This is a genomic window from Frischella sp. Ac48, assembly GCF_019641635.1.
GTDB lineage: Bacteria > Pseudomonadota > Gammaproteobacteria > Enterobacterales > Orbaceae > Frischella > Frischella japonica.
This window is the reverse complement of the sequence record NZ_JAETXP010000009.1, coordinates 447,335-472,634: the sequence shown is the minus strand read 5'-3', so window position 1 is coordinate 472,634 and position 25,300 is coordinate 447,335. Positions and strand designations below refer to the sequence as shown.

Genomic DNA, 25,300 nt, shown 5'->3' with positions numbered 1-25,300 from the left:
CATTAAAGGTGCTAAAATGATAAAACTTTAATAGATAATATTGAGCAACAATTATTATTACGTTTTAATGCCTGAGGTTATAATGGAAAAAGAATTCAATGCGAGAACATCATCCGTTGAGCAAAAACATCAAGCAACACCTTATCAAAAGAAAACACTATTTGCTTCAACAGTCGGCTATGCCTTAGATGGTATGGATATGATGTTACTAGGTTTTTGCTTACCGATGCTTATGAAATATTTCGATTTGACAAAAACTGAAGCAGCAACGCTTAACTCCATTACTTTATTAGGTGCTGTCATTGGTGGTATTATTTTTGGCATAATGGCTGATAAATTTGGTCGAGTCAAAGTCTTCTCATGGACAATTATTATTTTTTCACTATTTACTGGGTTATGTGCCATTTCCCCAAACTATGAAACATTTGCTATATTCCGTTTTTTAAGTGGTTTAGGGTTAGGTGGTGAATTTGGTATTGGTATGACGTTAGTCTCCGAAAGCTGGCCCAAACATAAACGTTCACGAGCAACCGCTATCGTCGCATTAGGTTTTCAGGTTGGCATAGTTTTAGCAACGCTTACAGCAACAAATATTGGTGAAAGTTACGGTTGGCGCTGGGCATTTGCGGTAGGTGTCATACCCGCTTTATTTGTTGCCTGGACACGCAAAGGGTTAAAAGAACCCGAAATTTGGCAAAATCTTAAAGAAGATAAAAAAAACAAGATTGCTTTAAATAAGTTATTTATAACGCCTCGAACGTCTTTGACAACAATAGGATTAACCATTGCTTGTGCTGTGCAAAACTTTGGCTTCTATGGTTTAATGGTGTGGATGCCAACCATGATTGCTAATGAGTTAGAATTGCCATTTAAAAATACAACTTTTTGGACAATATCTACTACCACCGGTATGGTATTGGGGATTATTGTCTTTGGTTGGTTGTGCGATAAATTAGGTCGTCGTCCATCTTATATCGGATTTTTAATAATTTCAGCTATTTCAATTTGGTTTTATTTCCAACAAACTGATATGACTATTTTAATTATATTTGGTTCTGTTATAGGATTTTTTGTTAATGGTATGATGGGTGGTTATGGTGCATTACTAGCCGAACACTACCCAACTGATGCCCGTTCCAGTGCCGAAAATATAATCTTTAATGTTGGTCGAGGGGTCGCCGGCATAGCTCAAGTCTTAATTGGATATCTTGCGGCTCAATACTCAATCAGTTATGCATTAGCTTTACTATCCATTGCTTATTTAATATCGGCGTGTGCATTTGGTTTCTTAATTCCTGAAACCAAAGGTAAAACTTTAGAATAAATCAACCAAATATTAAGTTACGCACGATAATGCGTAACTTTTTTTAAAATTACCTTTCGTTTTAAATTTATCCACTTTTTTAATTTAATTTTTATATTTAAATTCTATTTTTATGTGTTTTCAATTGTTTTATAATGCGATTTAAGAATAAAAGCATAATAAAAATTAAATTAGTTTAAATGAAAAAGATTTTAGCCATTCTATTAATTATAGTTACCCAATTGAGCTGTACCGCTAACGAATATCAACACTTAAAAACGGCGGTTAATTCTTCCAATTCTAAAAACGCTTTAAGGACACTAGCCAAGCAAAAAGCTCGGCAATATGCTCAAAATCCTAATTTACTCCATGAGGATATTAAAAGATTGGAAAATATAACTAAAGCATTTAGCGATTTAAAAAAGTCGGTATCTAAAACCTGGGGTGAACATGATGCTAAAGAACCAAGTGCCAAGGAGTATGTAAAATATACTAATAATTATAAAAGTCGCGCTATTATTGACTATGAAAAAGGGATGATAAATATTGGTACGATTGATACGAATAACCTGAATAAAAATCTTAAAGATGCCATCATCATGACTTTGCTGATGCCGAATGATCCAAACGCCACCGATTTATTTAATACCAATAACATTAAACTAGGTGGCGAACCTTATCTTTACGGAGAAGTGGTTGATCATGAGGGGCAAACCATTCGTTGGCAATGGCGCGCTAGTAGATTCGCAGATTATTTAATTCAAAATGGCGTTAAAAGGTATCAATTAAAAAATAATAAAACAGCTTATTATGTACAAATCCCAATGCTCAAAAAACACACTAATATTCGAGCTAATAAATATCACGCTATTGTCACAAAATACGCTCAAAAATATCATGTTGATGAAAAACTAATTTATGCCATTATCAAAACGGAAAGTGATTTCAACCAATACGCGATTAGTAAAAGTGGTGCAGTGGGTTTAATGCAAATTATGCCTAATACCGCAGGAGTTGACGCTTATCAAGCTATTTACAAAAAAAATGGCAAACCTAATCGAGAATATCTTTTTGATCCTGAAAATAATATTCATATGGGAACAGTTTATATCGATATTTTAAAAAATCGTTATTTACAAGGCGTAAAACATCAAATGAGTAATGAATATTGTGTGATTAGTGCTTATAACGGTGGAGCAGGAACTGTTCTAGCTACGTTTAATAAAGATCGCAATCAAGCTATTGCCATGATTAATCATAAAACACCAAAGGAAATATATCGCATATTAACCACACAAGTTAAAGCCAAAGAAACTCGCGACTATCTAATAAAAGTCATTAATAATAAACAATATTTTTAGTGTATGTGAGACTTTAACGCACTCTCTAAACAATATTAACAGATGAAACTTTTCAAATTTATTTAAATGATGATTGGTGAGTTTATGTAATGACTGGAAATTTATATCCTAAAAAACGGTTCGAATCCGTTATTAGCGACACACTTTGGCATAAAAAAAATTGTTCATTACAAATTTAGGATAATATAACAGTATCCTTATTGAAGTTTCATCATTAAAATATTATATAAAACAATGAGATGTTAACTTTGTAAATGAAAATTATACTGAGGTGGATTTATGGCTATACAACGATGGGTATTATTACCAGATGGAACTAAAGTCCCAGCATTAGGACAAGGAACATGGTTTATGGGAGAATCTTCATCCCAACAACAGCAAGAAATTTCAGCTTTAAAACTGGGTATTGAACATGGTTTAACATTAATCGATACGGCAGAAATGTATGCTGATGGTGGTGCAGAAATTATTGTAGGTAAAGCTATTAAAGGTGTGCGAGATAAAATATTTCTTGTCAGTAAGGTGTTACCGTCTAATGCATCATATCAAAAAACGCTTCAAGCATGTCATAATAGCTTGAAACGATTACAAACAGATTATCTAGATATGTATTTGCTTCATTGGCGAGGCTCTGTTCCCTTAACCGAAACTTTTGATGCCTTACAAACTTTAGTTGAACAAGGCAAAATTAAACGTTGGGGGGTGAGTAATTTTGATTTAGATGATTTACTCGAAGTAGAATCTTATGTTGACCAGCATCAAATTATGACTAATCAAGTCTTATATAATTTGAGTCGAAGAGGTATTGAATTTGATTTACTGCCATGGAGTCGTAAAAAATCCCTACCAATAATGGCTTATTCACCAATTGAGCGTGGTCGAATATTAACACATCAAGCACTAATTGATATGGCTAATCAATATCAAGCTTCACCTGCACAGATTGCTTTAGCGTGGGTTCTACAAAAAGAAAACGTTGTCGCAATTCCCAAAGCATCGTCAACAACTCATGTTATAGATAATATAAAATCACTTAATATTACTTTAAGTGCTGAAGACTTAATCATTTTGGATAAAACCTTTCCGGTTCCAAAACATAAAATTCCATTAGAAATGCATTAAACTTAATTATGATTTATAACTTTTTCTAAAGTGATTCTTTTTATTGATTTGAAAGAGCATTAGAATCTTAATTATTACGTAGACAATATTACATCAAATCAGTTAGTATACCGTTTATTAGCTATTGGCGACAATAAGACGACCAACATGATTACACTATCATTTTGGTCATTATAAAAATAAGGGCAAATAATTTGAAAAAAATTTTAACTATATCAACTTTAGCCTGTTTACTTATAGCTTGCTCAGGCACTAAGTCAACCGATCCTAATTGGCGACCCGATCTTACTCATGCTGATTTTGGTTCATATCCAACTAATTATCCTGAAATCATAAAAAAATGGGGTAAAAAGTTTTTTGACAACCCAAAATCAATTAATTATTTATCAATCAGTTCGCCTCGTGAAGAATATTTAGTAACGGATTCAGAAAATCAGGAAGCCATTTATGGTTATTCGGTTTGTGCAAATATTAATGGTATAAAAAATGAAGGTTACTATAAACCATTTAAAAAATATTGGTTTTTTATTCGTAATGGCAAAGTTATAGAACACCGCGACATCGATTTTGCATATAATAAAGTTATTTATCGAGAACATAAAGTTAATTGTGATGATAAAGATTAATCAGCGATTACGATATTCCTTATAGTAGAATAAATCTTGTCATTTATTAAGTTGATTTTGCAGTTCAGATGATATAGATAGTATCAAGTTAGGTCATAGTATAAATATGACTAACTTGGCATTATTAATAAATACCATTCATGCGTTAAATAATTAACAGTACAACATTATACAAGCCTTAGAGCATGGTAAGATGATGTATTTAACCTCTGTCTAAGCTAATTCGTTACACTATTTAATTTAGTAACGTATCATAATCCAAATATTTATAAACACTAAAATATAACCCACCATTTTATGATGTCAAATTAGCTTATCTCTAATTTTATTACGATGAAAAGATTCCCCCAGATTTAACTATTTTGATTACATACTTACAATAAATATCTTCTAGTTTGGCAAGATCAGTTTCAGCTATTGAATAGATGGTTTATAAACCATCACTTTATTTGTTAAAACATTTATGGGTCAATAAACCTTTGTAGGTTTTTGATATTAATCATATTTATAAAATGATCTTAACTTATAGTTAGTCCTTAATTAAATCATTTATAAAAAAATCAATCAGTAAAAATGATCAATAAGTTAATCACACTTAACATAGTAATAGCCAGAAAAATATTAAAATTTATTTAGTTGAACATCAGCGGTTTTTTTCGTTTGGTCAAACAACTAACCAAAAGATTGAGTGCATAACAGATTATAAAATAGACAACAATGACAAATAAAAATATCTCTGTTGGATATACCATACTTCTATTATTCACTTTAGTGGCTAAAAAAGTAAATTCAGCGACACTGACAATGTATGCTAAAGAACTATCTTTAATCAATGATACCCATTGATTGACAAATGATGGCATCATCATTCTTATTGCCTGTGGCAAAATGATATAACGAATAACTTGTTGGCGGTTAAGTCCCAAAGAATACGCTGCTTGCCATTGCTCAACGGAGACTGTTATCATTCCAGCATAAACAGCATAAGCAATATAAGCGCTTCCAATTAACGCTAAAGCCAGTATTACCGTTGCTATGGCAGGGACATCCACATTGAATATCATCGGTAATAGAAAAAAAGTCCAAAAAATTAACATTAAAATAGGTATAGCACGTAAAAAACTAAGTATTAATACTAACAATTTATGTTGCCATCCGATCAAAATGGTTAAACCAATACCGGCAATAACTCCAAACACAGAAGCAATAATGATAGCACTTAAGCTTAAGATGAGTGTTAATATAATGCCACCAATGGAACCTTCCGGATAATTCCCCCATACAAAATAGGCTAAATTATTCTTTATGACAATAAATCCATCACTAAAGCTACTCAAGTCCATTATCGCTTTCCTTTTTCTAATAATCGCTGATGATAAAAATTTCCAAATGTTCCTACCATAATAATGGTCATTATATAAATCATTGTTGTATAAGCATAATCTTGAAACGTTTTTAAAGTTTCTGTTTCAATTTGTTGTGATACATAGGAAAGTTCTAATACCCCAATAGCCATAGTCAAAGATGAATTTTTGATAATGTTCATATATTGACCAACTAATGCAGGGAACGAAATTTGCCATGCCTGCGGTAAGATAATAAAGCGAAAACTTTGCCAATGGGATAATCCTAAAGCAAATGCGGCACTGAGTTGACCTTGTTTTACCCCTTGCATACCAGCTCTAAATTCTTCAGCAATAAATGCTGTGGAATAAAATGTTAAGCCAGTCAATCCCATAATAAATTCAAATGATGGCATGGTTATTCTTAAATACCCTAAATCAATAGCTGGTTCATCAAATAACCATAATTTAAATTCTAACGGTAAAATGTTACCTATACCAAAGTACCAAAAGAATAATTGTGGTAATAATGGTGAGTAACGAAAAATGCCATTATAACAACGGATTAAAATTCGGATAACTCGATACTGACTTTGGCTTAAAATAGCCAGTAAAAAACCGAAAATAGTTGAAAATAGGATGGTTAAAAAAGAAATCATTATCGTAACGATAAAGCCATCCCATAACCAGCCTAAATAACGGGGTGCTAATAACTGTTCAGACATTTCTTGAAAAAACATAATTGACTCTGATTAATCGAAAATATCGTCCATAGCGACATTACCGTTAGGATTAGTAAAATTAATTTCAGTATTAAGTTACTAATATAGTGATCCATCACCAATTTTGAAATCACCTCTTGGCATTGCTGATGATGTCTGTGGCCCAAACCATCGATTATAAATGGTTAGCGCTTCGCCATCTTGTTCCAGTGCTAACAGTATTTGATTAACCTTTTCCTTTAATCGGGTTTCTCCCTTTGGCAACCCGACGGCTTGATACTCTTTGGTAATACTAAATGGTGAAATTTCGAATTCATCGCGTTGAACTTGTGGAATATTCGCCAGTAATCCTACTAATTTGGCATCATCTTGCGTAATCGCTTGTACAACCCCATTACGTAAAGCAGCAAATGCAAATGGTGTATCATCATAAGATATCACTTTCGCTGTTGGATATTTTTCGCGTAAGGTGATTTCCATAACGGTTCCTTTATCAGCTCCAATGCGTAAAGTTTTTATATCATCTGGTGTTTTTATTACACCTTTTTTTGCGATAAATTTTTGACCAGTCGCAAAATACGGTACACTAAAGTCAACTGCTTTAGAACGTTCCTCTGTAACAGTAAAATTAGCAACAATTAAATCTGCTTTCTGGGAAGTTAATAGCGGTATTCTATTGGCTGGATTGGTTGATACTAATTTGAGTTTTAAATTCAACGCATTAGCTATTGCCATAGCGTAATCCACATCAAGACCAATAATTTGATTAGTTTTTTCATCAATATAGCCAAAAGGTGGGTTACTATCAAAGACAGCAATTTTTATCTCACCGCGTTTTTCAATATCATCTAATCGATCGGCATAAGCATAATTTATTGCTACAGCATTAGCTAATAAAGTTAATCCTATTGTTATGTTTTTCAAAAAATTTTTTAGCTTAAATATCATTGTTTTACCCTCATTTACCATTTGATTAAAGTTTAACAATGAACACTATAAATACTAAATAACTTAAAATTACATCGTTATAACTGGTTATTATATTAAACAATGTCACGATTAATTGATCGTGTTGATGTTATTCTTATTAATCGCCGAATCGATACATAGGATTTCACTTTTTTTATCACTACTTCACTTATGCCCTTTCTTTATAACAATATTCCTATTCTTCATAATATGAGAGCAATTGTTTTGTTAAACTGAATCAATCAATTCTTTTCAGGACATACTATGGCTATCTATTTGAATATCATTTTATTTATTCTTTTATTGAGTGGTCTGATTTATCTTCAGCTTCATTTTAAAAATTGGTCTTTATCACGTAAGGTTTTTATCGCATTAATATTGGGGTTAGCGTTCGGTATTATATTACAATTAATCTACCATAACGTTAATACCACTATTATCCATCAGTCAGTTGAATGGTTTAATATCATTGGCAATGGCTACGTTAAACTTTTACAAATGGTCGTCATGCCACTCATTTTTGTTTCTATACTGAGTGCCGTAGCCAAACTCCATAACGCTTCTTCACTGGGAAAGATTAGTTGTTCTGTCATTAGCCTTTTATTATTCACCACATTTATCTCAGCTATTGTGGCGATATTAGTTTCGTATTTATTTAATCTTTCTGCTGATGGATTAGCTTTAGGTTCACTGGAACAAACAAGAGCAATTAAATTACAAGATATCAAAAATAATTCACTTGATTCATTAAATATTCCCAATATGATTCTGGCTTTTTTACCAAGCAATCCTTTTCAAGATTTAGCTGGCCTAAGATCAACATCAATAATGGGTGTAGTAATTTTTAGCGTTTTCCTTGGCATTGCCGCTTTAAAACTAATCAATGATAATCCAGAAAATGGTAACACATTACTATCGGGCATTAATCTTATTCAACAATGGATTATGAAATTGGTGCGAATTATTATTCAATTAACCCCTTTTGGTATCTTTGCACTGATGACAAAAATGGCAGCCACATCAGACGCAAAAAGTATCATTTCGTTGGGAATCTTTATTATTGCTTCATATACCGCGATAGCTATTATGTTTATTATCCACGGATTTTTAATTGCTTTATTTGGTGAATCATTCTTCGGTTACTTTAAAAAAATAATACCAATAATGAGTTTTGCCTTTACCAGCCGCTCCAGTGCTGCATCGATTCCATTAAATATTCAAACTCAAGAAAAACGGTTTGGTGTATCAAAAAGTATTGCGAGTTTTGCAGCTTCATTTGGTGCCACGATTGGGCAAAATGGTTGTGCTGGTATTTATCCTGCAATGTTAGCGATGATGATTGCCCCAACGGTAGACATTGAATTGAATTTATCATTTATGATTATGTTAGTTTTAGTTGTAACCATAAGTTCGATCGGGGTTGCTGGAGTTGGTGGAGGCGCTACATATGCGGCATTAATTGTTTTACCAATGATGGGCTTACCGATTGAACTCGTCGCGCTTTTAATATCGATTGAACCTATTATCGATATGGGAAGAACAGCCTTAAATGTTAGTGGATCCATGACAGCAGGTATCATAACAAGTCATTTACTTAATCAAATAGATAAAAATCAAATTGAAGTAAATTAAACTATTGCTAAGCCAATAAGATAGATAATATTGGCTTTTTTATAAATAATTCAAAATAATCTCTATCACATTAAAAGACATGTCTATGATCGTTAATCATAAACATTTTGGCGAATTAAATTGACACTGAGTATATAACCAAATTAACTATTTGATTATGCAAATAAAACAACAAAATATTCAACATTATGACATTGTGAAGAGCAATTTCGTATCCTATTCTCAAATAAATCTAGTTCAATTCCTGTCAGCATTGTTTGCATCGCTAATATATATTTTCTCTACATAATTTTATAAGTTTTATAGCTTCTCCACACGAATACGTTAATTTTGCCAAATGAATCAAAGATCGCATACAATCATAATTTTTTTACTGCGATATATTCTTAAAAAGAATAACTTTTAAGTACCTGATATTGATCTTGATAGTTTTTTGTTTACCTAAATTTGTCATTGCTGAATCAATCATGAGATTATCGTTATCATTAACAACCAGCTCAAACTGTATGATTTCAAGTCTGTCTGACTTATTGCTTGTTTTATAATTGAACATTACTTTATGACAGGACCAATTTCACCATTGGGGTTAATATATCAATAAGGGTATATTGTGTTTTACGATCAATGTCAGTGATTTGTTTTCGCGACACAAGGTGAAGTCATTTTAATAGCTGGTTTAATCAATATCTTTAGCACATCTTTTTATATTAATTTTTGATATATTTTTAAAATAACTTATCTTGCTCTTTGATAAGTTGTCATCCAAATTGATAATAAATAAATCTAATCTGATTTAATTTTTCAACATCCAAGCTTAATACATTGAAAATTTTTCACTAAAATATCCGTTTTGATTAAACAATCAAAATCGATTTCTGTTATTTCAAGTGTATGAATTAAATCTTCCTTGGTCATTGCATAATCACGACGTAATTTAATATTGCCCCATGATTGCATACCTTTTTTAACTTCCGCTGTAATCTCGTACATCATTTTCCTATCATCCTTATCATTTTTATAAAACAAAGAATCTATTCTTTGATTTAATTATTATTAATAACATTTTATTATATTTGTCGCCAAAATACTGTATATACATACAGCATTTTCTAACAATTTTTACTGTTTGTCAATGACAGCTCTAACTATAAATAAATTATTCCAAAATCGGATAGATAACATTAATGAATAATATAAGTCGAAGAATTAAGACAAAAAGAGAACCGTTAGATTTAATAGAACGCGAAGTGGCTGAACAAGTTTTAATAAAACAACAATCCTATCAGGCTATAAAATCAGCTGAAACCAAAAAACCAAGAAATTTATATGAACTATCGATTACGCTTAATTGTGAAATAGCGTGGTTACTTAGTGAAAAGAAAAAAATTAATAATGTAGAAATATTATCTCATCAGATACCTCTTATTATTTATTTGCAAGCAGCGATGTTACGAGAAATCTGGGAATTTCAAGGTTCAACAGGATTTGATTATATTATGACTTCATTAGCATTATCAGGGAGGCATTTGCGTTAAAAATAAAAAGTGACACAATGAAACCAGAGTTTAAAGAATGTGATATTGTATTTATTGATCCTGCAGCGAAACCTACATCTGGTGATGTTTATCACAGCAATGTATGGCGAAGCGGAAGCAACTTTTAAAAAATAACGTGAACTGGGTATGATAATCAAAATAGAATGCAATTTGAACTTATTCGATTGAATCCCAATTACACAAAATTGAATATATTAAACCAAGAAATTAGACTTATCGGTACCATGGTAGAACATAGAATATGCCGACGTAAAAGATAGTATCAGTCAATACCAAGTGAAAATTTAGAGGAAATATTATATAAATTGTTTTTGGAATAGCTATTGAGTTTTGTAATCTTTTCTCAGTATCCCAAAATATTATTCTGATAAAAATTTGATACCCTTTATCTTAATACAATTTTAATTGTGAAACTAAAATGTATTTATTAATTGATCATCAAGATAAAAGTTAAAATCTTAGAAAACAAAAGATATTTGACTCGTTAGTTGAAATAAAACACAACAATTCAAACTTAATCTTCAATTATTTAGCACAGTGTTTAGTAATAAATTTATTATCATTCCCTTGAATGTTGGTAATCAAACGATTTCGATCACATTCCCATTTGATCGGTGGATATAACTTATCCCATGCTGTCATCAATTGTTGTTCTTGTTTTGATAAATTAATTTGATATTTATCAGACATATAAAAGTAGGTTCGTGCAATAATTCCCCGTATCTCATCTCGTGGTTGAAACTTACGTTGTTTAAAATCAACTGCTGATTTACATTGTCCATATTGATGAAATTCACGCGTAAATTGTGAATAACGGTAATTTGATCTGTCACCATTTATCTCACCTATGGATGGCTGCAAATTATGCATATCCCCTTCCATTTGATTAAATAAGATATCTTTTTTACATGCTTTACGCCCACCATTTTGCCAACACGATAAATGTCGTCCAAAATTTTCGGCTGGCATAACATGCTCCCATTCAATACGTTGAGCTCGATTTTGATTTTTTCGTACTTGATAACCGCATTTATTAAAGTTCACCATGTGCTTTTTATCATTTAAATTAAATTCACAACCACAATAAAATGTCGTTTGTTCGGCGTTATCATTATACAGTTTTACCAAATTGGATTTGGCATTATTAAAATTCTGTTTATTTAGTGTGTTAGATGTATTTTGTTGAACTGGGTTAATTGATGGAGATAAATATTGGCTCGTGACATGATCTATTTTGCAAATCTTATCTGCAGATATGCAGGAATTGCCACAGGGAATGCCCTGCTTACAATTTTTTGCATGTACTATAAGAGGTAAGCTGAAAACAAGCATTAAGATAACTTTTTTCACAAAATCCTTTTCCCCCTAACCAGTCAATCCTATGACATTTGCTAATTATCTTAATAGAAATTTATTGAATTATCAGCATAAAAAAAGACGCCTCATTGAGCGCCTTAATTACAACATACTTTAAATTTTGGCGGAACGGACGGGGCTCGAACCCGCGACCCCCTGCGTGACAGGCAGGTATTCTAACCAACTGAACTACCGCTCCGCGTAACTATTTAAACTTTTAGATTAAAATTTAAAATATACTTTATACAAGCTGTTTGATAAAGTAGACGCATAATAATCATTTACATCAAAATCGTCAATATAAATTTACCGTAGCAATTTTGTTTGTACATTAATTCAACATGTAGCAAGTAAATTATATTACTTACGCCATATTGATCCACCACTTTTTTTATCTATCTTATCAAGTGATTTTGCATGTTCTTCAAGTTCGATTTCAGAAGCGCGGATAATCTTTAAGTTAAACTGTTCGCGTTGAATTTTTTCTAATGGCAATGGTTGAGCTACGTTATGATTAGTGCTATTTTCTTCATGACTAAATGACAAAATAGTTTGCCCCCCTGTCATTGCTAAGTAAACTTCAGCTAGAATTTCAGCATCTAATAATGCACCATGCAAAGTTCGATGAGAATTATCAATTTGATAACGTTCACATAACACATCTAAATTATTTCGTTTCCCTGGAAAAATCCGCCTTGCCATTGCTAAGGTATCGGTTACTAAACAATGCGAAGCGGTAACAAAATCAATACCAGCTGTTCTAAATTCATAATCCATAAATCCAACATCGAACGTGGCATTATGAATAACTAATTCGGCACCATCAATAAAAGCGATAAAGTCATCAGCTATAGTTTTAAATAATGGCTTGTCTTTAAGAAACTCATCACTAATACCATGTACAGCAAATGCTTCTGGATCAACTTGGCGTTCAGGATTAATATAGACATGAAAATGATTGCCGGTAAGACGCCGATTAATGACTTCAACAGCACCAATTTCGATAATTTTGTGACCTTCATAGTGGTTTTTACCATTTTGGTTCATACCAGTGGTTTCAGTATCAAGAACTATCTGTCTTTCAGGAGTTAAGATCTTGTTATTTTTCATAAAATCACATTAATACTTTTCATTATGTTTTAAATCTGTAATATAGTTTACCTTTTATTTATCAATTACCCAATGTTCTTTTCAATATGCTAAAAAAAATCGAAATCTTTACTGATGGTTCATGTTTAGGTAATCCTGGACCAGGTGGTTATGCTGCTATATTAAGATATAAACGTACTGAACGTGTTATCACTCAGGGTTATACACTTACCACCAATAATCGCATGGAATTATTGGCTGCTATTGTCGCTTTAGAGGCCTTAAAACAAAAATGTGCTGTCACGCTTTATTCTGATAGCCAATATTTGCGTAATGGTATTTTAAAATGGATTGTTAACTGGAAAAAAAATGGTTGGAAAACCACTAATAAAAAAGCGGTAAAAAATGCCGACTTATGGCGTCGCCTTGATGATGTCGTGGCTCACCATCAAATCGATTGGCAGTGGGTTAAAGGTCATGCCGGTCACGAAGAAAATGAGCGTTGCGACATTCTCGCTAAAGAAGCAGCTAATCAACCATCACTCAGTGATGACGGCTTTATTCAGGACAATAAATAAAAAATTAGATTTCTTATGTTTTTATATTAGATCGTGCTTAATCACCAACATCTTATTAACTAACGGAGGAAAAATGTTACATAGAGTTCCTGCTTTAAAAGATAACTACATATGGTTATTAGAAACATCCAAGAAACGCGTAGTCATTGTCGATCCTGGAGAATCAAAACCTGTCATCGATTATCTCGTTAATCACCATTTGACACCAGTTGCTATTATTCTTACCCATCATCATAAAGATCATATTGATGGTGTAATGGCGCTTTTACAACATTATCGGACTATTAAAGTTTATGGTCCATTAGAGGTGCCATTACCAATCACCCATATTTCTGATAAAGCTGAATTCTTCATTGATGAACAATTATTTAATATTATTCCTGTTCCAGGTCATACATTAGGTCATATTGCATATTATTGTGCACCCTATTTATTTTGTGGTGATACGTTATTTTCCGCTGGCTGTGGAAGCGTTTTTGAAAGATCATATCAACCAATGTACCAATCACTCAACAAATTAAAACAACTTCCCAATGATACGATAGTATGCCCTGCTCATGAATACACAATAAATAATTTACAATTTGCTCTCACCATTCTTCCTGACGATAGATTGATAAAAACCTATTACCAGCAGATACGGAATCAGCTCATTACACTACCGACAACCATGCTTAAAGAAAAGCAAATAAATTTATTTTTACGATGTGATGAGCAAAATTTACAACATCATTTTAATATTAGCAATGCATTAGATCTTTTTACTTTTTTGCGGATCCAAAAAGATAATTTTTAGGTATAATAACCGCCATTTTTATATACTAAAAATAAATACTAATGAAAAAGTTTATTGTCACTACTTTACTTATAGGATTATTAGTTGGCTGTCAGTCATCATCGACAGGCCAACAACGTTTAAAATATCGCAATAACTCGTCTAAATTAAATGCCAGTTCATCTTTGATTAGCCAAGATCCTTGGAACTTTGTCCAAAAGCAATTGCACATTAATATTCCAGAAAATAAACGAATTCAAGCGGAAAAGCAAAAAATTCTAAAAAATCGTGTTTCATTAGAAACCAATTTGCAGCGTTCTGAACCCTATATATACTATATAGTCAAACAACTTAATGAACGTAAAATGCCGGTTGAATTAGCGCTTATTCCTGTAATTGAAAGCTCCTATAATCAATTAGCAACCTCTCATGCTAAGGCTGCCGGGCTATGGCAAATCGTTCCCATTACGGCCAAGCAATATGGTCTGGAACAAAACAGATACTTCGATTCAAGACGAGATTTTATTCAATCAACTGATGCAGCCATAAATCTATTACAATATCTTAATCAACGTTTTGATGGTGATTGGTTATTAACCATTGCTGCCTATAATGCTGGCGAAAGCCGTATACGTAAAGCAATTAAGTGGAATCAAGATAAGAAATTACCGACTAATTTTTGGGCACTTAATTTATCAAAAGAAACCATGCAATATGTTCCAAAATTTCTCGCTTTAGTTGATGTTCTAAAAAATAATGAGCAATATAAACTGTCTTTACCAACATGTGAATATGAAAATTCTCTTGTACGAATTGAATTAACTCAGCAAATTAGTTTAGAAAAGATAGCGCAGTATTCAGGAATTTCGCTCGATGAATTATTAGAATATAATGCTGCCTACCTTAAAAAGGTAGTTAAAGGTGGCTCATATCATCTGTTTATCCCAACAGCATATGCTGACAACTTAATTACAAAACTTAAAGAGTTACAATTAGCCTCACCTAACATTGTTGATTTGATGTATTTAGAAAACATTAACCATTCGATGCCAAATTCGTTTGATGCAATCGCGCTGACTAACAACAAATATATTAAAATTAATGATATTGATATTCGTTTTTATGAAAAAGAACATTTACGTTATAGTCAAATAATTTATCAAGTTAAAAATGGTGATAATCTTTATAAAATTGCCAAGAATTATAAAGTTAAAGTTAACGAACTCATTAAGTGGAATAAGCTGACAAATAGCAATAAACTTAAACCCGGGGATAAATTAACTATCAACATTGAAAACCGTTAATAATTATTAAAGTTATTAGAAAAAAATTTCTCACATGAAGATTCAATTATATGCTTTGTTTTTTTAGTTAATTAATAATAAAATCAACCAATAACGGATTATGATCGGATGCATCGGTATGAATTATTTTCGCTTGGTCTATGGCTAAATCTCGATAAAACACAAAATCTAATGGTCGTCCCATAAATGTTTTGCGCATATCGCTTGTAAAATTAACCATTTTTAAATTGCTCATGCGAATCAAACGATAAAGTATATGCAAACGTTGTCTACTCCAAGAATTAAAATCACCCGCCAAAATAATTGGTCCTTCATGGGTGGCAAGTTGATTTAATAATAACTTAATTTGTTGATTATATATTTTAATTCCTAAACTAAAGTTTACTGCATGAATGTTAGCGACTAACAATGTTTTTTGATTTTCTAACAATTGATATTGTGTGATCAAGGCAGATTTAGGAATACGAATTAAAGGTTCTTTTTCTTTAAACCCTATAGCATTTATTGGTGTAACATTAGAAACAGTCATCACACCAGAATAGACATCTTTAAATGTATAAGCAGGAACTTGATCGGCGATTTTATGATTGCGATGAATAAAATTTATTAATTGAGGGGTAGTTTGAGCCTCTTGCAACAAAAGTAATGCTGTTGTGTTAGCATATGTATCCAAAAAATGAATACATTCGGATCGCTTTTGTTTAAAAATATTCCACACTAAAATACTGAGTCGTTTTGAATCCACAATTGATGTCGGCAGAAAATTCATTTCGTTCGGTTCAACCAGTTTTGCGGTTTGTCCTGATTGATAGCGGATCACATAATCAGTATCGAATAATAATTTATTCATTTTAAATATATGCATAATAAGCTACCAATATGTTTATTTATTCACTTGCTGAATGTAATCATCAAATGACAATTGTTGTTGCTGCTCTTTAGTAGTTTGCTTTAATAATGATTGATTACGTTGGGAAATAAAGTCATTCTCAGTCAAAATCTGTAACGGTTCTGCATTAAGCTGTTGTTTATATTGCTTGGCTAAAGCTGTACCAAACTTTGCTGTTCCCATATCACTTATTGCTTGTAGGGTACGTGCAGACAAAGTTAGTTCGGGATGATCAAACATAACATCTAAATGCTCACAAACGTGATGATAACGGCGTTGTGAGTCTTTATGATCTAATACATCAGCAACACGTAATAAATCTTTAAATAAATCGTGACCGACTTTTGCTAAAGGTTCATGGTAATTACCGCATCCCAAACTAATGATCTGATTAGGTTTACGCCCTTCCATAATGACTCGATTCCAATTGACTTTAGTACATTGCAACTCATCACTGGTCATTTCTGGTGCCGGCGCTATGGCACACCAAATTAAAAAAAGATCAATAAATCGAATTTGTTCTCCAGTAATACCAATTGGTGAAAAAGGATTGATATCTAAAGAACGTACTTCTATATATTCTATCCCCCCTCTCAATAACGCGGCAGATGGAGTTTCACCTTTTTTAGGTACACGTTTTGGTCTTATTGGTGCATAAAATTCATTTTCTATTTGCAAAACATTATCATTAATTTGGCGATAAATTCCATTAACTTTCACGCCAATTTGACTGAATCGTTCCGAACGAGTATGTGTCGCTTTGCGTAAACCATCTACATAAGTTTGTAGATCATTAAACGTTATGCCTAATTGTTTCTGAGCATCGTTGGTATAACCAATATCACTTAATCTTAAAGACGTTGCATAAGGTAAAAAGCAACTGCCATTGGTTTGTTTTGAAAATTCAGCTAATTTTTGCGGATCTTTAATGAATGATTGACATACCGATGGAGAAGCACCAAATAAATACGGAATAACCCAACCAAATCGATAATAATTGCGGATCAATTTTAAATAACCATCTGATATGACCTCTTTTCCTTCCTCAGCATTTTTAATGCCGTCTTTAGCTTGCCAAAAAGCCGTTGGTAAAGAAAAATTATAGTGCACACCCGAAATAATTTGCATCATCGCACCATAACGATTTTTCAATCCTTCTCTGTAAAGCGTTTTTAATCGACCTTCATTTGAATTACCGTATTGAGCCAAAATTATATCAGTTTCATTACCAACAAAGCAGGGCATACTTAATGGCCACATTAGCTCATCATGAATTTGTATGTTGGCATACCGATGTAAATCACGTAAAAATGTTAATGTATATTCGATATTAGTATTAACTGGCGAGATAAATTCAAGCATGGATTCAGCAAAATCAGTTGTAATCCAGGGATGTGTCAAAGCTGAACCAATTTCAGTGGGAAATGGTGTTGGTGACAAACTACCATCAGGCCGGATCCTTAACGTCTCTCGTTCAACGCCACGTTGAATCCCCTCCAGAATAGTATAATGTTTTTCAAGCCATGCTAATGATTTTGATACATCTGGAATCATAATATTGTTCTTCCTACTTAAATTTAATCTTTACCATATTAGCATAATATAGATTAGATGATGTTACGATTTAATTGATTAAATTGTAACATCATCGCAAATTATCAATTTAAAATAAATTTTTCAATAAATTAATTACTATTGATTTTTGACTAAATAGAAAAGAAAACTTCTCAAATTAACCTAAAGCATATAATGCAGCTTCTTGCGCATGAATTAAACTGGTATCAAATAACGGGATCGCTGTATCATTTTGATTTATCAATAAACCGATTTCTGTGCACCCCAGAATAACACCTTGCACACCTAATCTACACAATTTATCAATAATAGCTAAGTAAGCATTTTTAGAATTTAATTTAATGACACCTAGGCATAATTCTTTAAAAATAATGTCATTAATTATTTGTCGATCTTGCTCATCTGGAATAATAACCTCAATACCATGCTGAATAATGATTTCTCTATAAAAATGTTGTTCCATGGTGTATTTGGTACCTAATAAAGCTATTCTTGTCATATTCTGTTTTTTTAAAGCCTTTACAGTCATTTCGGCTATATGGAGAATTGGTATATTAAGATGAGGTAATATTTGTGGAGCAACCTTATGCATTGTATTAGTACAAATCACAATAAAGTCAGCCCCTGCTTTCTGTAGACTTAACGCGGCTTGTAATAAAATTTGCGCACTTTTTTGCCAATCATTGCTAGACTGACATTGTTCTATCTCCTGAAAATCAACACTATATAAAACACACTTAGCTGAGTGTAAACCACCTAATTGCTTGTTAATCACTTGATTAATAATTTGATAGTATGTTGCCGTGCTTTCCCAACTCATACCACCAATTAAACCAATGGTTTTCATGCCTTAATTTTCCTTATTATTTTTATTTAATAATACTAAAACCTCCATATGCTCACTATGTGGAAACATATCGAAAAGTTGTGCACAGTGAATTTGGTAATTAGCTAACGCTTTCAAATCAGCAACTAAACTGCTTAAATTACAACTTGAATATAAGATATAATTAGGTGATACGGTTTGTAAATAGTCAATCAATACATTGCCAATTCCACGCCGAGGAGGATTCACTAAAATGATATCAGGAATATGACTTTTTTGACTCAGTGCAAACTGACTCGCATCCAGTGATTGAAAATGCAATTGTGAATAGCCTAATAAATTAGCTGATAATTTAGCACATTCAATTGCTTCATGATTGATTTCAATTCCTACCAATTTTCTTTCAGGTGTAACGCAGTGCAATCCAAAACCACCTACTCCACAAAATAGATCCCAAACGGAATGAATTGGTAAATTTGTTAGCCAATTGCGAGCTGTTGCATAAAGCTGCGCTGCAACCGATGTGTTAGTTTGAAAAAAACTGCCTTTTAGTAAAAATAAAGGTATATGATTTAGTTTAGCTGGTAAATATTTTTGCTGGGTTAAGATTACTTCATCCTTTCCCTCTAAAATTGCTGCATGTTGTGGTTGAATATTAACCGTAATAACAGCGAGACCAGTAATTGTCGCTTTTAGTTCATCCACTGCATTAGCAATTTTTAATTGATACTTATTTGAACGCAAAACAAAGCGAAGCATAAATTGATTTTCTGCTTCAGAAATAATAATGAATTTTAATTCCCCTTTTTTTTTCGTGATATTGTAGGGAACCAATTGTAATTTTTTAATAAATATCTTAATTTTATGAAGTGCTATTTTCATTGCTTCACTATAAAGGGGACAATCACAAAGATCGATAGGTTGGTTATTGTTCAAAATACCAAGAATCGGCTTTTCTACGGTTCCAAGTACTGCCATTTTTGCTTTATTTCGAAAACGAGATTCTTTACTAGCTATTGGTTGAAAAATCTGCTTAGGAGAAAATTGGCTTAGTTGGTTAATCATATATTGTTGTTTCTCTTGTAATTGTGATGGATATGATCTTTCTATCCATCGACAAGATAAACATTTTTTTTGTTCATAATAACAGCATTTCATGTATTGTAACGACCAACTTGAATTTAGAATTTCATATAATTAACGATATTGACTTTAATATCATAATTTAAGAATTGAGTAAAATTAATTGAGCTATAAAAATAAAAAAATGTAATATTTAGGAACTTATTAATTTTTTCGTGGTCTTAATATATGCCACTGCATATTTTTCATTTTATTCCATCGCCATCTTAATCAGATGGCTTTTTTGTCTGGTATAGCATATTATTTATAATACATAACTGAATCAAATTTTAACAAAATTCACAATGAAGATTTTCGCTCTGAACCAGAACACCATTTTCGGTGAATAAACAATGATAAACAAATTATTACGGAACCAACTAAAAAGCGTATCCAATCAATTGATTGATTCCACAATACTACATTGACTAAAATACCAGCCGGTATAACAACATTATTCATTATTGCTAATGTACCAGAATCAACTTTTGTTGCACCATAGTTCCAGAGAAAATAGCCCAAACCAGCAGCTATAACACCTAACCAAACTATGACTCCCCACTGAATAAATGTAGTCGGTAGACGCTCCGTATTACCAAAGATTAACCAACAAATCATTGATACTATAACCGCACCAACATATACCCAAGCAAAAGCATTGTGTTGTGGTAAACGATATAGTTCCATAATTCGTTTGTAACCTACCTGACCAATTGCAAATACAATATTTGCTCCTTGGATCATTAAAAAACCAATAATATAATCAGCCGAAATATGATCATAACGAATCACCGCGGTACCAATAACGGCTAATATTGTAGTAAAAAGATAGGATACTCTTAATTTATGCTTTTGTAGTAGATCATAAAATAACGTCACATAAATGGGAGTAAAGATGGTAAATAATAATAATTCAGGGACTGTTAAATAACGAAATGCATTATAGTAAAAAATATACATAATGCCGAGTTGAAAAGCACCGACCCCCATCAATAATACGATTTGCTTCAGTGTAAATAACTTTATACGTAAAAATGGACTAAAAACTAAAAATGCCAATGTGATTCGAGCAACGACAGCAAACCAAGTATCTACTTGCCCACTTAAATAAACAGCAATTAAACTAAAAGAAAAAGACCAGATTGCAGTAACGATTAAAAGGTATACCATATAACTTTGAAGATATAAAAAAATAAAAAAGAAATAATTTGCATGATTATAATATAAAAAAAGCCTACTTCCATAGTAGACTTTTTATTTAGTTCAATTTGCTGAACTAGATAACAACAACTTCAGCTGCTGCTGGTCCGCGTGGGCTATCTTGAATTGAAAATTCAACTTTTTGTCCTTCAGCTAAAGTTTTAAAACCTTCGCCTGAAATGGAAGAAAAATGAACGAATACATCTTTGCTTCCATCAGCTGGAGTGATAAAACCAAAACCTTTACTTTCATTAAACCACTTTACTTGCCCTGTTTTCTTACTCATGTACTTATATCCTAAAAAATTGATTACTGTCTTTATATATATTTTAGACAACAGCACTAACAAATATTGAAAATAAACATCAAGTAAAGGAATAAACAAATACAAAATAATCTGCAAAAGGTCACATTCTTTTATTATTAATGTTACTGACAAAATTCTATGCTTTGTGCTATTTGTCGGTAACTATTACCGCATAACTTCTTAATGAAATCAAGCAGGTAATAGTAAAATTAATGAGCTAGATCACATTTTTAGATAAATTTAAGAAAATAATTTAATAAACTAAGCTTATGCAAATTAAAAATAATATTTTCAATTGGTAAAAAATTTTGAAATCTTAATTAATATTAAGAAACTTAACATATTACCAACGGATAATATAACGCATGATTTATTTACTTAAACTTCATTTAGGTAATCGAACTACTGATTTTTGCACATAGATTCTGTTTTCAGTTCTCGGCGATTGTGCAATTGGCGTCAAATTCTTTTCTGTTATTTGCGGTGCAGCGCCGATATCACCACCACGTACCACAGTGCGAACAACCTGACTTTCAGGTAAACTGGTTTGTTTGGTTATATTACTCCATAACCAATCCATAGCGCTCTCACCATAGTAATCAATTGGGATGAGAGTATTATCAAATGGTATAATGCTATTAATATAACTGGCATTTTCAATTTCCATATAACGTAAATTACTTGCATTACCTTCACGATAACTATTTAGCGCCACATAAGCTCTCGATGAATAATCTGGTAAATTCCTAACGTTTAGTTGACCATGAACTATTATCGTTTTAGTGCCATGTAAATTACCATTTGCTAAAACTTCATTTTGCCCATTTTGCACTCTACTTTCAGTGATTTTATCTCTCAAACATATTGCACCAGCCAAATTATAATCTATATTCGTTCCATTTTTAGAACGAGAAAAAAACTCTTGATGAGGACCTTTAGGATCATCATCATTCACTAAATCTATAGCAGTAATATTATTTTGCATTTTAATGGGTAAGGAACCTGAATTATTACCCCATAATTGCGCAAAATTCGTTTTTGTTAATGGGGCTACTTCACCATTGTTATATAATAGTTCTTGATTAATGGACGCAACAGATAAATGGCATAAATGATCTTTGACACTAAAACGACCATATTGGCTAATATATTTATACGGCAGATTCATTGTTTGCGTATAATAATGGAACGGTAATTGATTGATCATTTGTGGCGACCAACCGTATTCATAAAGTTTTTCCAGTGCTTCGAAAGATTGTGCTTTTACGGTATCTGAAACTAACAAATTGGCCTTTTTTAATGATTGACAGCGGTTTTTGACAAAAAAGTATTTATCGATATTAGGTATAGTTAGTTCGGAATTAATGTCTTGTATCGCCGAAACAGCGCATGGCATATATAAAGCGCCATAAGTGCTATAATCTATTAATGATTTAGTAATTAGTGGTTCTTCTGGCGATTCTCCACGCTGAATGAATAATGGTATTTCCGGATTATTAGGAACTTGAATTTGTGGATTTACTGCAACAATACCATCTATCATACCTTCGGTATCAAACTCTCCTGCTTTTAACGCTGCTCCACCGCCATCTGTTGCTCCATAAACCAAGACTATAGTATTATCCTTATCAAAAAGAATCTGCTCATTTTTCGAATACATGGTGTTCAAATAATAAAAGGCAAATTCTAACGATTTGATAACATATTCACCCCAATTTTGCTCTGGATTTTGTTGTGAGTGTAACTGTTTTACCGCATAACGATTGGAAGTGTATTTAGATGGAATGTTATCGTTAACAATGTAAATTAACTTATTTTCTTTGTTATTTTGTTTGGATACTTTGCCATCAATGAAATACCCTTGTTTTTTGGTCAAATCATATAATGCATTTCCTAATCCTTTATCATTATATACTATTGCACAATTATGCTTTAAACCCCATAATCCCCGAATTTGCATATCTGTTGCATTATATACTCCCTGAGAATCAATTGTCGGTATTGCTACAATGCAGGGCTTTTTCAGATCAAAATCTAATGGAACCTGTAACAGAAAGGCAACCTGAACACCATGATTATCTAAAAAAGCCTGAACCTCTGTACCTGGTATTTTACCATCGAATAAGGTTGTTAATTGTGTCGACTTAAAGCCAAATAAACTACCTTCACCGGTTTTCTTATCAATAAAGCGATTTAGTTTTGCCTGCCTGAGTTCATGAATTGAGGGTTGTAGATTATTTGCGAATTTAGTCATTGCAACAGAATGAGATAATTTAGAAAAACCGATCCCAGCTGTTACTAAATCATCACTTTCAGCATCATAAAAATTAGAATCATTTAATACCAGCCAAGCAGGTTTTGTAATTAATTTTATCTCATCTTTATTTTTTAAAAAAGATAGTGACTTTGCATATACAATATTATTAAAGAATAAAATTAACAATAAATTAACAAAAAATAGAAAGAACTGTTTTAGCATTAGACGATACTCTATGTTATTTTAAACAGGTAATTGATAGCTATTTGCCAGATGGCAAGGTATTATACGTCTAAATAGATTTTTTTTTATATCTTTCGTAAAAATTTATCAATTTGAATATTATTAAACAATTATTAAATGAATTAATTTAAGATAATTTATAATTGTGCAAAATAGAAAATGACAATGTCAAACGTTTTAAGTAATTAAAATTAATTTTGAATACTATTGTATTATTTTTATTTGTAGCGCAAAGTGTCATAAAGAGCAATCGTCTTTACAAATTAAATTAATAAAACCTTTACTATTTATCTATATTTCTTTATTTTTTGATAGCAATATGACATTATCGGTTTAAAAATAGATAATCTTTACCGCTAATTATAATGAATTGTTTTTTATTGTTTTTATCAATTTTAGAAATACTCTTATGAAACAAAATTATTCGACATTCGCACAACGCTTAAGATATATCATTGGAAATGAATCTTTACTAAGTTTTTCTAAGAAATGCCAACTATCAGAAAGTGCGATTAGAAAATACATTAGGGGAGATTCAGAACCAACCTTACAGAATTTGTTAACCATTGCTGATATTGGTAACGTTTCTGTAGCATGGCTGGCAACTGGTAATGATCCATTTTTGTCTAATGCAGCACTTTTATCGAAAGATAATAAAAATATTGTTATAGCAATACCTGAAATAGAATTTAACACACTATTAAATATAGAATTGCAAGATAATTCAGAAGGTTTGCAAAAGCAACACATTATCACAGAGTGGGCTTTAAGCCGAGATTGGTTATTCCGATCGGGTTTATCTTCGGAAAATTTAGCTATAGTACAAATTCCTTACAACAATATGGATACCACCATTAAAAATGGTGATGTTGCTATTATCAAATTTGGCAAAGATAAAATGACATGTGTATTGGCTGGTGTTTATATTATATTACTAAATAACAAATTACTACTCAAACGGATCCAATATGATCCTGTTGAAGATGGTTATCATCTTATTAATGATAACCCAACATTTAAAAATCATTTAATTAAACAAAATAGTCTTACGACACCATTTCAAGTCATTGCCAAAGTAGAACACATTTTAACGAATGTTTTTTAAAGTAATATAAAAAAGGATAATTATATTAATATGTAACACT

General features: G+C 31.8%; 24 protein-coding genes and 1 tRNA gene. 11 read left to right on the top strand and 14 right to left on the bottom strand.

Going from position 1 to position 25,300, the window contains the following annotated elements:
- The first annotated feature begins 82 nt into the window (after positions 1-82).
- The 4 genes from JMI89_RS06970 (at position 83) to JMI89_RS06955 (ending at position 4,412) form a co-directional block, all read left to right on the top strand.
- Positions 83-1,324, top strand: coding sequence for an MFS transporter (locus tag JMI89_RS06970; protein WP_187754803.1), 1,242 nt, complete (start codon positions 83-85; stop codon positions 1,322-1,324).
- Positions 1,325-1,503: 179 nt separating this feature from the next.
- Complete coding sequence (locus JMI89_RS06965; RefSeq protein ID WP_220679650.1) at positions 1,504-2,664, top strand: murein transglycosylase domain-containing protein; 1,161 nt, start codon at positions 1,504-1,506, stop codon at positions 2,662-2,664.
- Between the two features lie 279 nt (positions 2,665-2,943).
- Complete coding sequence (locus tag JMI89_RS06960; RefSeq protein ID WP_187754801.1) at positions 2,944-3,786, top strand: aldo/keto reductase; 843 nt, start codon at positions 2,944-2,946, stop codon at positions 3,784-3,786.
- A 194-nt stretch (positions 3,787-3,980) separates the two neighbouring features.
- A complete protein-coding gene (locus JMI89_RS06955; RefSeq protein WP_187754800.1) occupies positions 3,981-4,412 on the top strand; it encodes a hypothetical protein in 432 nt (143 codons plus the stop codon).
- 632 nt (positions 4,413-5,044) lie between these two features.
- Here the strand turns inward: JMI89_RS06955 and JMI89_RS06950 are convergent.
- The 3 genes from JMI89_RS06950 to JMI89_RS06940 form a co-directional block, all read right to left on the bottom strand.
- On the bottom strand, positions 5,045-5,755 hold the full coding sequence (locus JMI89_RS06950) for an amino acid ABC transporter permease (RefSeq protein ID WP_187754799.1): 711 nt from the start codon (positions 5,753-5,755) through the stop codon (positions 5,045-5,047).
- A complete protein-coding gene (locus JMI89_RS06945; protein WP_220679649.1) occupies positions 5,755-6,495 on the bottom strand; it encodes an amino acid ABC transporter permease in 741 nt (246 codons plus the stop codon). The genes JMI89_RS06950 and JMI89_RS06945 overlap by 1 nt, the downstream gene beginning before the upstream one ends.
- Before the next feature lie 81 nt (positions 6,496-6,576).
- Positions 6,577-7,425, bottom strand: coding sequence for an ABC transporter substrate-binding protein (locus JMI89_RS06940; protein WP_220679648.1), 849 nt, complete (start codon positions 7,423-7,425; stop codon positions 6,577-6,579).
- A 285-nt stretch (positions 7,426-7,710) separates the two neighbouring features.
- Between JMI89_RS06940 and JMI89_RS06935 the strand changes: the two genes are divergently transcribed.
- Entirely contained in the window at positions 7,711-9,078 is a 1,368-nt protein-coding gene (locus JMI89_RS06935) for an L-cystine transporter (RefSeq protein ID WP_220679647.1), read from the top strand.
- 801 nt (positions 9,079-9,879) lie between these two features.
- On the opposite strand, the gene JMI89_RS06930 is transcribed toward JMI89_RS06935, so the two are convergent.
- The gene (locus tag JMI89_RS06930; RefSeq protein ID WP_220679646.1) at positions 9,880-10,071 is read right to left on the bottom strand and encodes a hypothetical protein; all 192 of its coding nucleotides are present in this window, start codon (positions 10,069-10,071) and stop codon (positions 9,880-9,882) included.
- Between the two features lie 191 nt (positions 10,072-10,262).
- Between JMI89_RS06930 and JMI89_RS06925 the strand changes: the two genes are divergently transcribed.
- Positions 10,263-10,613 (top strand): helix-turn-helix transcriptional regulator, encoded by a 351-nt coding sequence (locus tag JMI89_RS06925; protein WP_220679645.1) that lies wholly within the window; start codon positions 10,263-10,265, stop codon positions 10,611-10,613.
- A gap of 17 nt (positions 10,614-10,630) precedes the next feature.
- Positions 10,631-10,741, top strand: a complete 111-nt coding sequence (locus JMI89_RS12040) for a hypothetical protein (protein ID WP_370633716.1) — start codon at positions 10,631-10,633, stop codon at positions 10,739-10,741.
- Positions 10,742-11,159: 418 nt separating this feature from the next.
- On the opposite strand, the gene JMI89_RS06915 is transcribed toward JMI89_RS12040, so the two are convergent.
- The 3 genes from JMI89_RS06915 to dnaQ all read right to left on the bottom strand — a co-directional run bounded on the left by JMI89_RS06915 (position 11,160) and on the right by dnaQ (position 13,100).
- A complete protein-coding gene (locus JMI89_RS06915) occupies positions 11,160-11,984 on the bottom strand; it encodes an endonuclease (protein ID WP_220679644.1) in 825 nt (274 codons plus the stop codon).
- Positions 11,985-12,112: 128 nt separating this feature from the next.
- A tRNA-Asp gene (locus JMI89_RS06910) sits at positions 12,113-12,189 on the bottom strand.
- 161 nt (positions 12,190-12,350) lie between these two features.
- Positions 12,351-13,100 (bottom strand): DNA polymerase III subunit epsilon, encoded by a 750-nt coding sequence (gene dnaQ, locus JMI89_RS06905; protein WP_220679643.1) that lies wholly within the window; start codon positions 13,098-13,100, stop codon positions 12,351-12,353.
- Positions 13,101-13,186: 86 nt separating this feature from the next.
- On the opposite strand from dnaQ, the gene rnhA reads away from it, so the two are divergent.
- The 3 genes from rnhA to JMI89_RS06890 all read left to right on the top strand — a co-directional run bounded on the left by rnhA (position 13,187) and on the right by JMI89_RS06890 (position 15,736).
- Complete coding sequence (gene rnhA, locus JMI89_RS06900) at positions 13,187-13,657, top strand: ribonuclease HI (RefSeq protein WP_187754792.1); 471 nt, start codon at positions 13,187-13,189, stop codon at positions 13,655-13,657.
- 73 nt (positions 13,658-13,730) lie between these two features.
- Positions 13,731-14,453: a hydroxyacylglutathione hydrolase gene (gene gloB, locus JMI89_RS06895; protein WP_187754791.1), complete on the top strand. Its 723-nt coding sequence runs from the start codon at positions 13,731-13,733 to the stop codon at positions 14,451-14,453.
- 41 nt (positions 14,454-14,494) lie between these two features.
- Positions 14,495-15,736 carry a transglycosylase SLT domain-containing protein gene (locus JMI89_RS06890; RefSeq protein WP_220679642.1) on the top strand — a complete coding sequence of 414 codons (1,242 nt, stop codon included), beginning with the start codon at positions 14,495-14,497 and terminating at the stop codon, positions 15,734-15,736.
- A gap of 67 nt (positions 15,737-15,803) precedes the next feature.
- Here the strand turns inward: JMI89_RS06890 and JMI89_RS06885 are convergent, their stop codons facing one another.
- From JMI89_RS06885 to JMI89_RS06855, 7 genes are all read right to left on the bottom strand, one after another.
- A complete protein-coding gene (locus tag JMI89_RS06885; RefSeq protein WP_220679641.1) occupies positions 15,804-16,601 on the bottom strand; it encodes an endonuclease/exonuclease/phosphatase family protein in 798 nt (265 codons plus the stop codon).
- 18 nt (positions 16,602-16,619) lie between these two features.
- Positions 16,620-18,179 (bottom strand): glutamate--cysteine ligase, encoded by a 1,560-nt coding sequence (gene gshA / locus JMI89_RS06880; RefSeq protein ID WP_220679640.1) that lies wholly within the window; start codon positions 18,177-18,179, stop codon positions 16,620-16,622.
- Between the two features lie 178 nt (positions 18,180-18,357).
- On the bottom strand, positions 18,358-19,047 hold the full coding sequence (locus tag JMI89_RS06875; protein ID WP_220679639.1) for an aspartate/glutamate racemase family protein: 690 nt from the start codon (positions 19,045-19,047) through the stop codon (positions 18,358-18,360).
- A gap of 3 nt (positions 19,048-19,050) precedes the next feature.
- Entirely contained in the window at positions 19,051-20,184 is a 1,134-nt protein-coding gene (gene rlmC, locus JMI89_RS06870; RefSeq protein WP_220679638.1) for a 23S rRNA (uracil(747)-C(5))-methyltransferase RlmC, read from the bottom strand.
- Between the two features lie 264 nt (positions 20,185-20,448).
- A complete protein-coding gene (locus JMI89_RS06865; RefSeq protein WP_187754786.1) occupies positions 20,449-21,318 on the bottom strand; it encodes a carboxylate/amino acid/amine transporter in 870 nt (289 codons plus the stop codon).
- A 106-nt stretch (positions 21,319-21,424) separates the two neighbouring features.
- The gene (locus JMI89_RS06860) at positions 21,425-21,634 is read right to left on the bottom strand and encodes a cold shock domain-containing protein (RefSeq protein ID WP_187754785.1); all 210 of its coding nucleotides are present in this window, start codon (positions 21,632-21,634) and stop codon (positions 21,425-21,427) included.
- A 406-nt stretch (positions 21,635-22,040) separates the two neighbouring features.
- The gene (locus JMI89_RS06855) at positions 22,041-24,134 is read right to left on the bottom strand and encodes a D-(-)-3-hydroxybutyrate oligomer hydrolase (protein WP_220679637.1); all 2,094 of its coding nucleotides are present in this window, start codon (positions 24,132-24,134) and stop codon (positions 22,041-22,043) included.
- Positions 24,135-24,564: 430 nt separating this feature from the next.
- Here JMI89_RS06855 and JMI89_RS06850 point away from each other — a divergent pair, with 430 nt between their 5' ends.
- The gene (locus JMI89_RS06850) at positions 24,565-25,260 is read left to right on the top strand and encodes a helix-turn-helix domain-containing protein (RefSeq protein ID WP_187754783.1); all 696 of its coding nucleotides are present in this window, start codon (positions 24,565-24,567) and stop codon (positions 25,258-25,260) included.
- The last annotated feature ends 40 nt before the right edge of the window (positions 25,261-25,300 follow it).

Excerpts from the sequence above, each read along its gene's own strand:
- JMI89_RS06935 (WP_220679647.1), top strand. The coding sequence starts at position 7,711 with ATGGCTATCTATTTGAATATCATTTTATTTATTCTTTTATTGAGTGGT.
- JMI89_RS06930 (WP_220679646.1), bottom strand. The coding sequence starts at position 10,071 with ATGATGTACGAGATTACAGCGGAAGTTAAAAAAGGTATGCAATCATGG.
- JMI89_RS06965 (WP_220679650.1), top strand. The coding sequence starts at position 1,504 with ATGAAAAAGATTTTAGCCATTCTATTAATTATAGTTACCCAATTGAGC.
- JMI89_RS06885 (WP_220679641.1), bottom strand. The coding sequence starts at position 16,601 with ATGCATATATTTAAAATGAATAAATTATTATTCGATACTGATTATGTG.
- JMI89_RS06925 (WP_220679645.1), top strand. The coding sequence starts at position 10,263 with ATGAATAATATAAGTCGAAGAATTAAGACAAAAAGAGAACCGTTAGAT.
- JMI89_RS06875 (WP_220679639.1), bottom strand. The coding sequence starts at position 19,047 with ATGAAAACCATTGGTTTAATTGGTGGTATGAGTTGGGAAAGCACGGCA.
- JMI89_RS06960 (WP_187754801.1), top strand. The coding sequence starts at position 2,944 with ATGGCTATACAACGATGGGTATTATTACCAGATGGAACTAAAGTCCCA.
- rlmC (WP_220679638.1), bottom strand. The coding sequence starts at position 20,184 with ATGAAATGCTGTTATTATGAACAAAAAAAATGTTTATCTTGTCGATGG.
- gloB (WP_187754791.1), top strand. The coding sequence starts at position 13,731 with ATGTTACATAGAGTTCCTGCTTTAAAAGATAACTACATATGGTTATTA.
- JMI89_RS06890 (WP_220679642.1), top strand. The coding sequence starts at position 14,495 with ATGAAAAAGTTTATTGTCACTACTTTACTTATAGGATTATTAGTTGGC.
- JMI89_RS06970 (WP_187754803.1), top strand. The coding sequence starts at position 83 with ATGGAAAAAGAATTCAATGCGAGAACATCATCCGTTGAGCAAAAACAT.
- dnaQ (WP_220679643.1), bottom strand. The coding sequence starts at position 13,100 with ATGAAAAATAACAAGATCTTAACTCCTGAAAGACAGATAGTTCTTGAT.
- JMI89_RS06865 (WP_187754786.1), bottom strand. The coding sequence starts at position 21,318 with ATGGTATACCTTTTAATCGTTACTGCAATCTGGTCTTTTTCTTTTAGT.
- JMI89_RS12040 (WP_370633716.1), top strand. The coding sequence starts at position 10,631 with ATGAAACCAGAGTTTAAAGAATGTGATATTGTATTTATTGATCCTGCA.
- JMI89_RS06855 (WP_220679637.1), bottom strand. The coding sequence starts at position 24,134 with ATGCTAAAACAGTTCTTTCTATTTTTTGTTAATTTATTGTTAATTTTA.
- gshA (WP_220679640.1), bottom strand. The coding sequence starts at position 18,179 with ATGATTCCAGATGTATCAAAATCATTAGCATGGCTTGAAAAACATTAT.
- rnhA (WP_187754792.1), top strand. The coding sequence starts at position 13,187 with ATGCTAAAAAAAATCGAAATCTTTACTGATGGTTCATGTTTAGGTAAT.
- JMI89_RS06945 (WP_220679649.1), bottom strand. The coding sequence starts at position 6,495 with ATGTTTTTTCAAGAAATGTCTGAACAGTTATTAGCACCCCGTTATTTA.
- JMI89_RS06950 (WP_187754799.1), bottom strand. The coding sequence starts at position 5,755 with ATGGACTTGAGTAGCTTTAGTGATGGATTTATTGTCATAAAGAATAAT.
- JMI89_RS06940 (WP_220679648.1), bottom strand. The coding sequence starts at position 7,425 with ATGATATTTAAGCTAAAAAATTTTTTGAAAAACATAACAATAGGATTA.
- JMI89_RS06850 (WP_187754783.1), top strand. The coding sequence starts at position 24,565 with ATGAAACAAAATTATTCGACATTCGCACAACGCTTAAGATATATCATT.
- JMI89_RS06860 (WP_187754785.1), bottom strand. The coding sequence starts at position 21,634 with ATGAGTAAGAAAACAGGGCAAGTAAAGTGGTTTAATGAAAGTAAAGGT.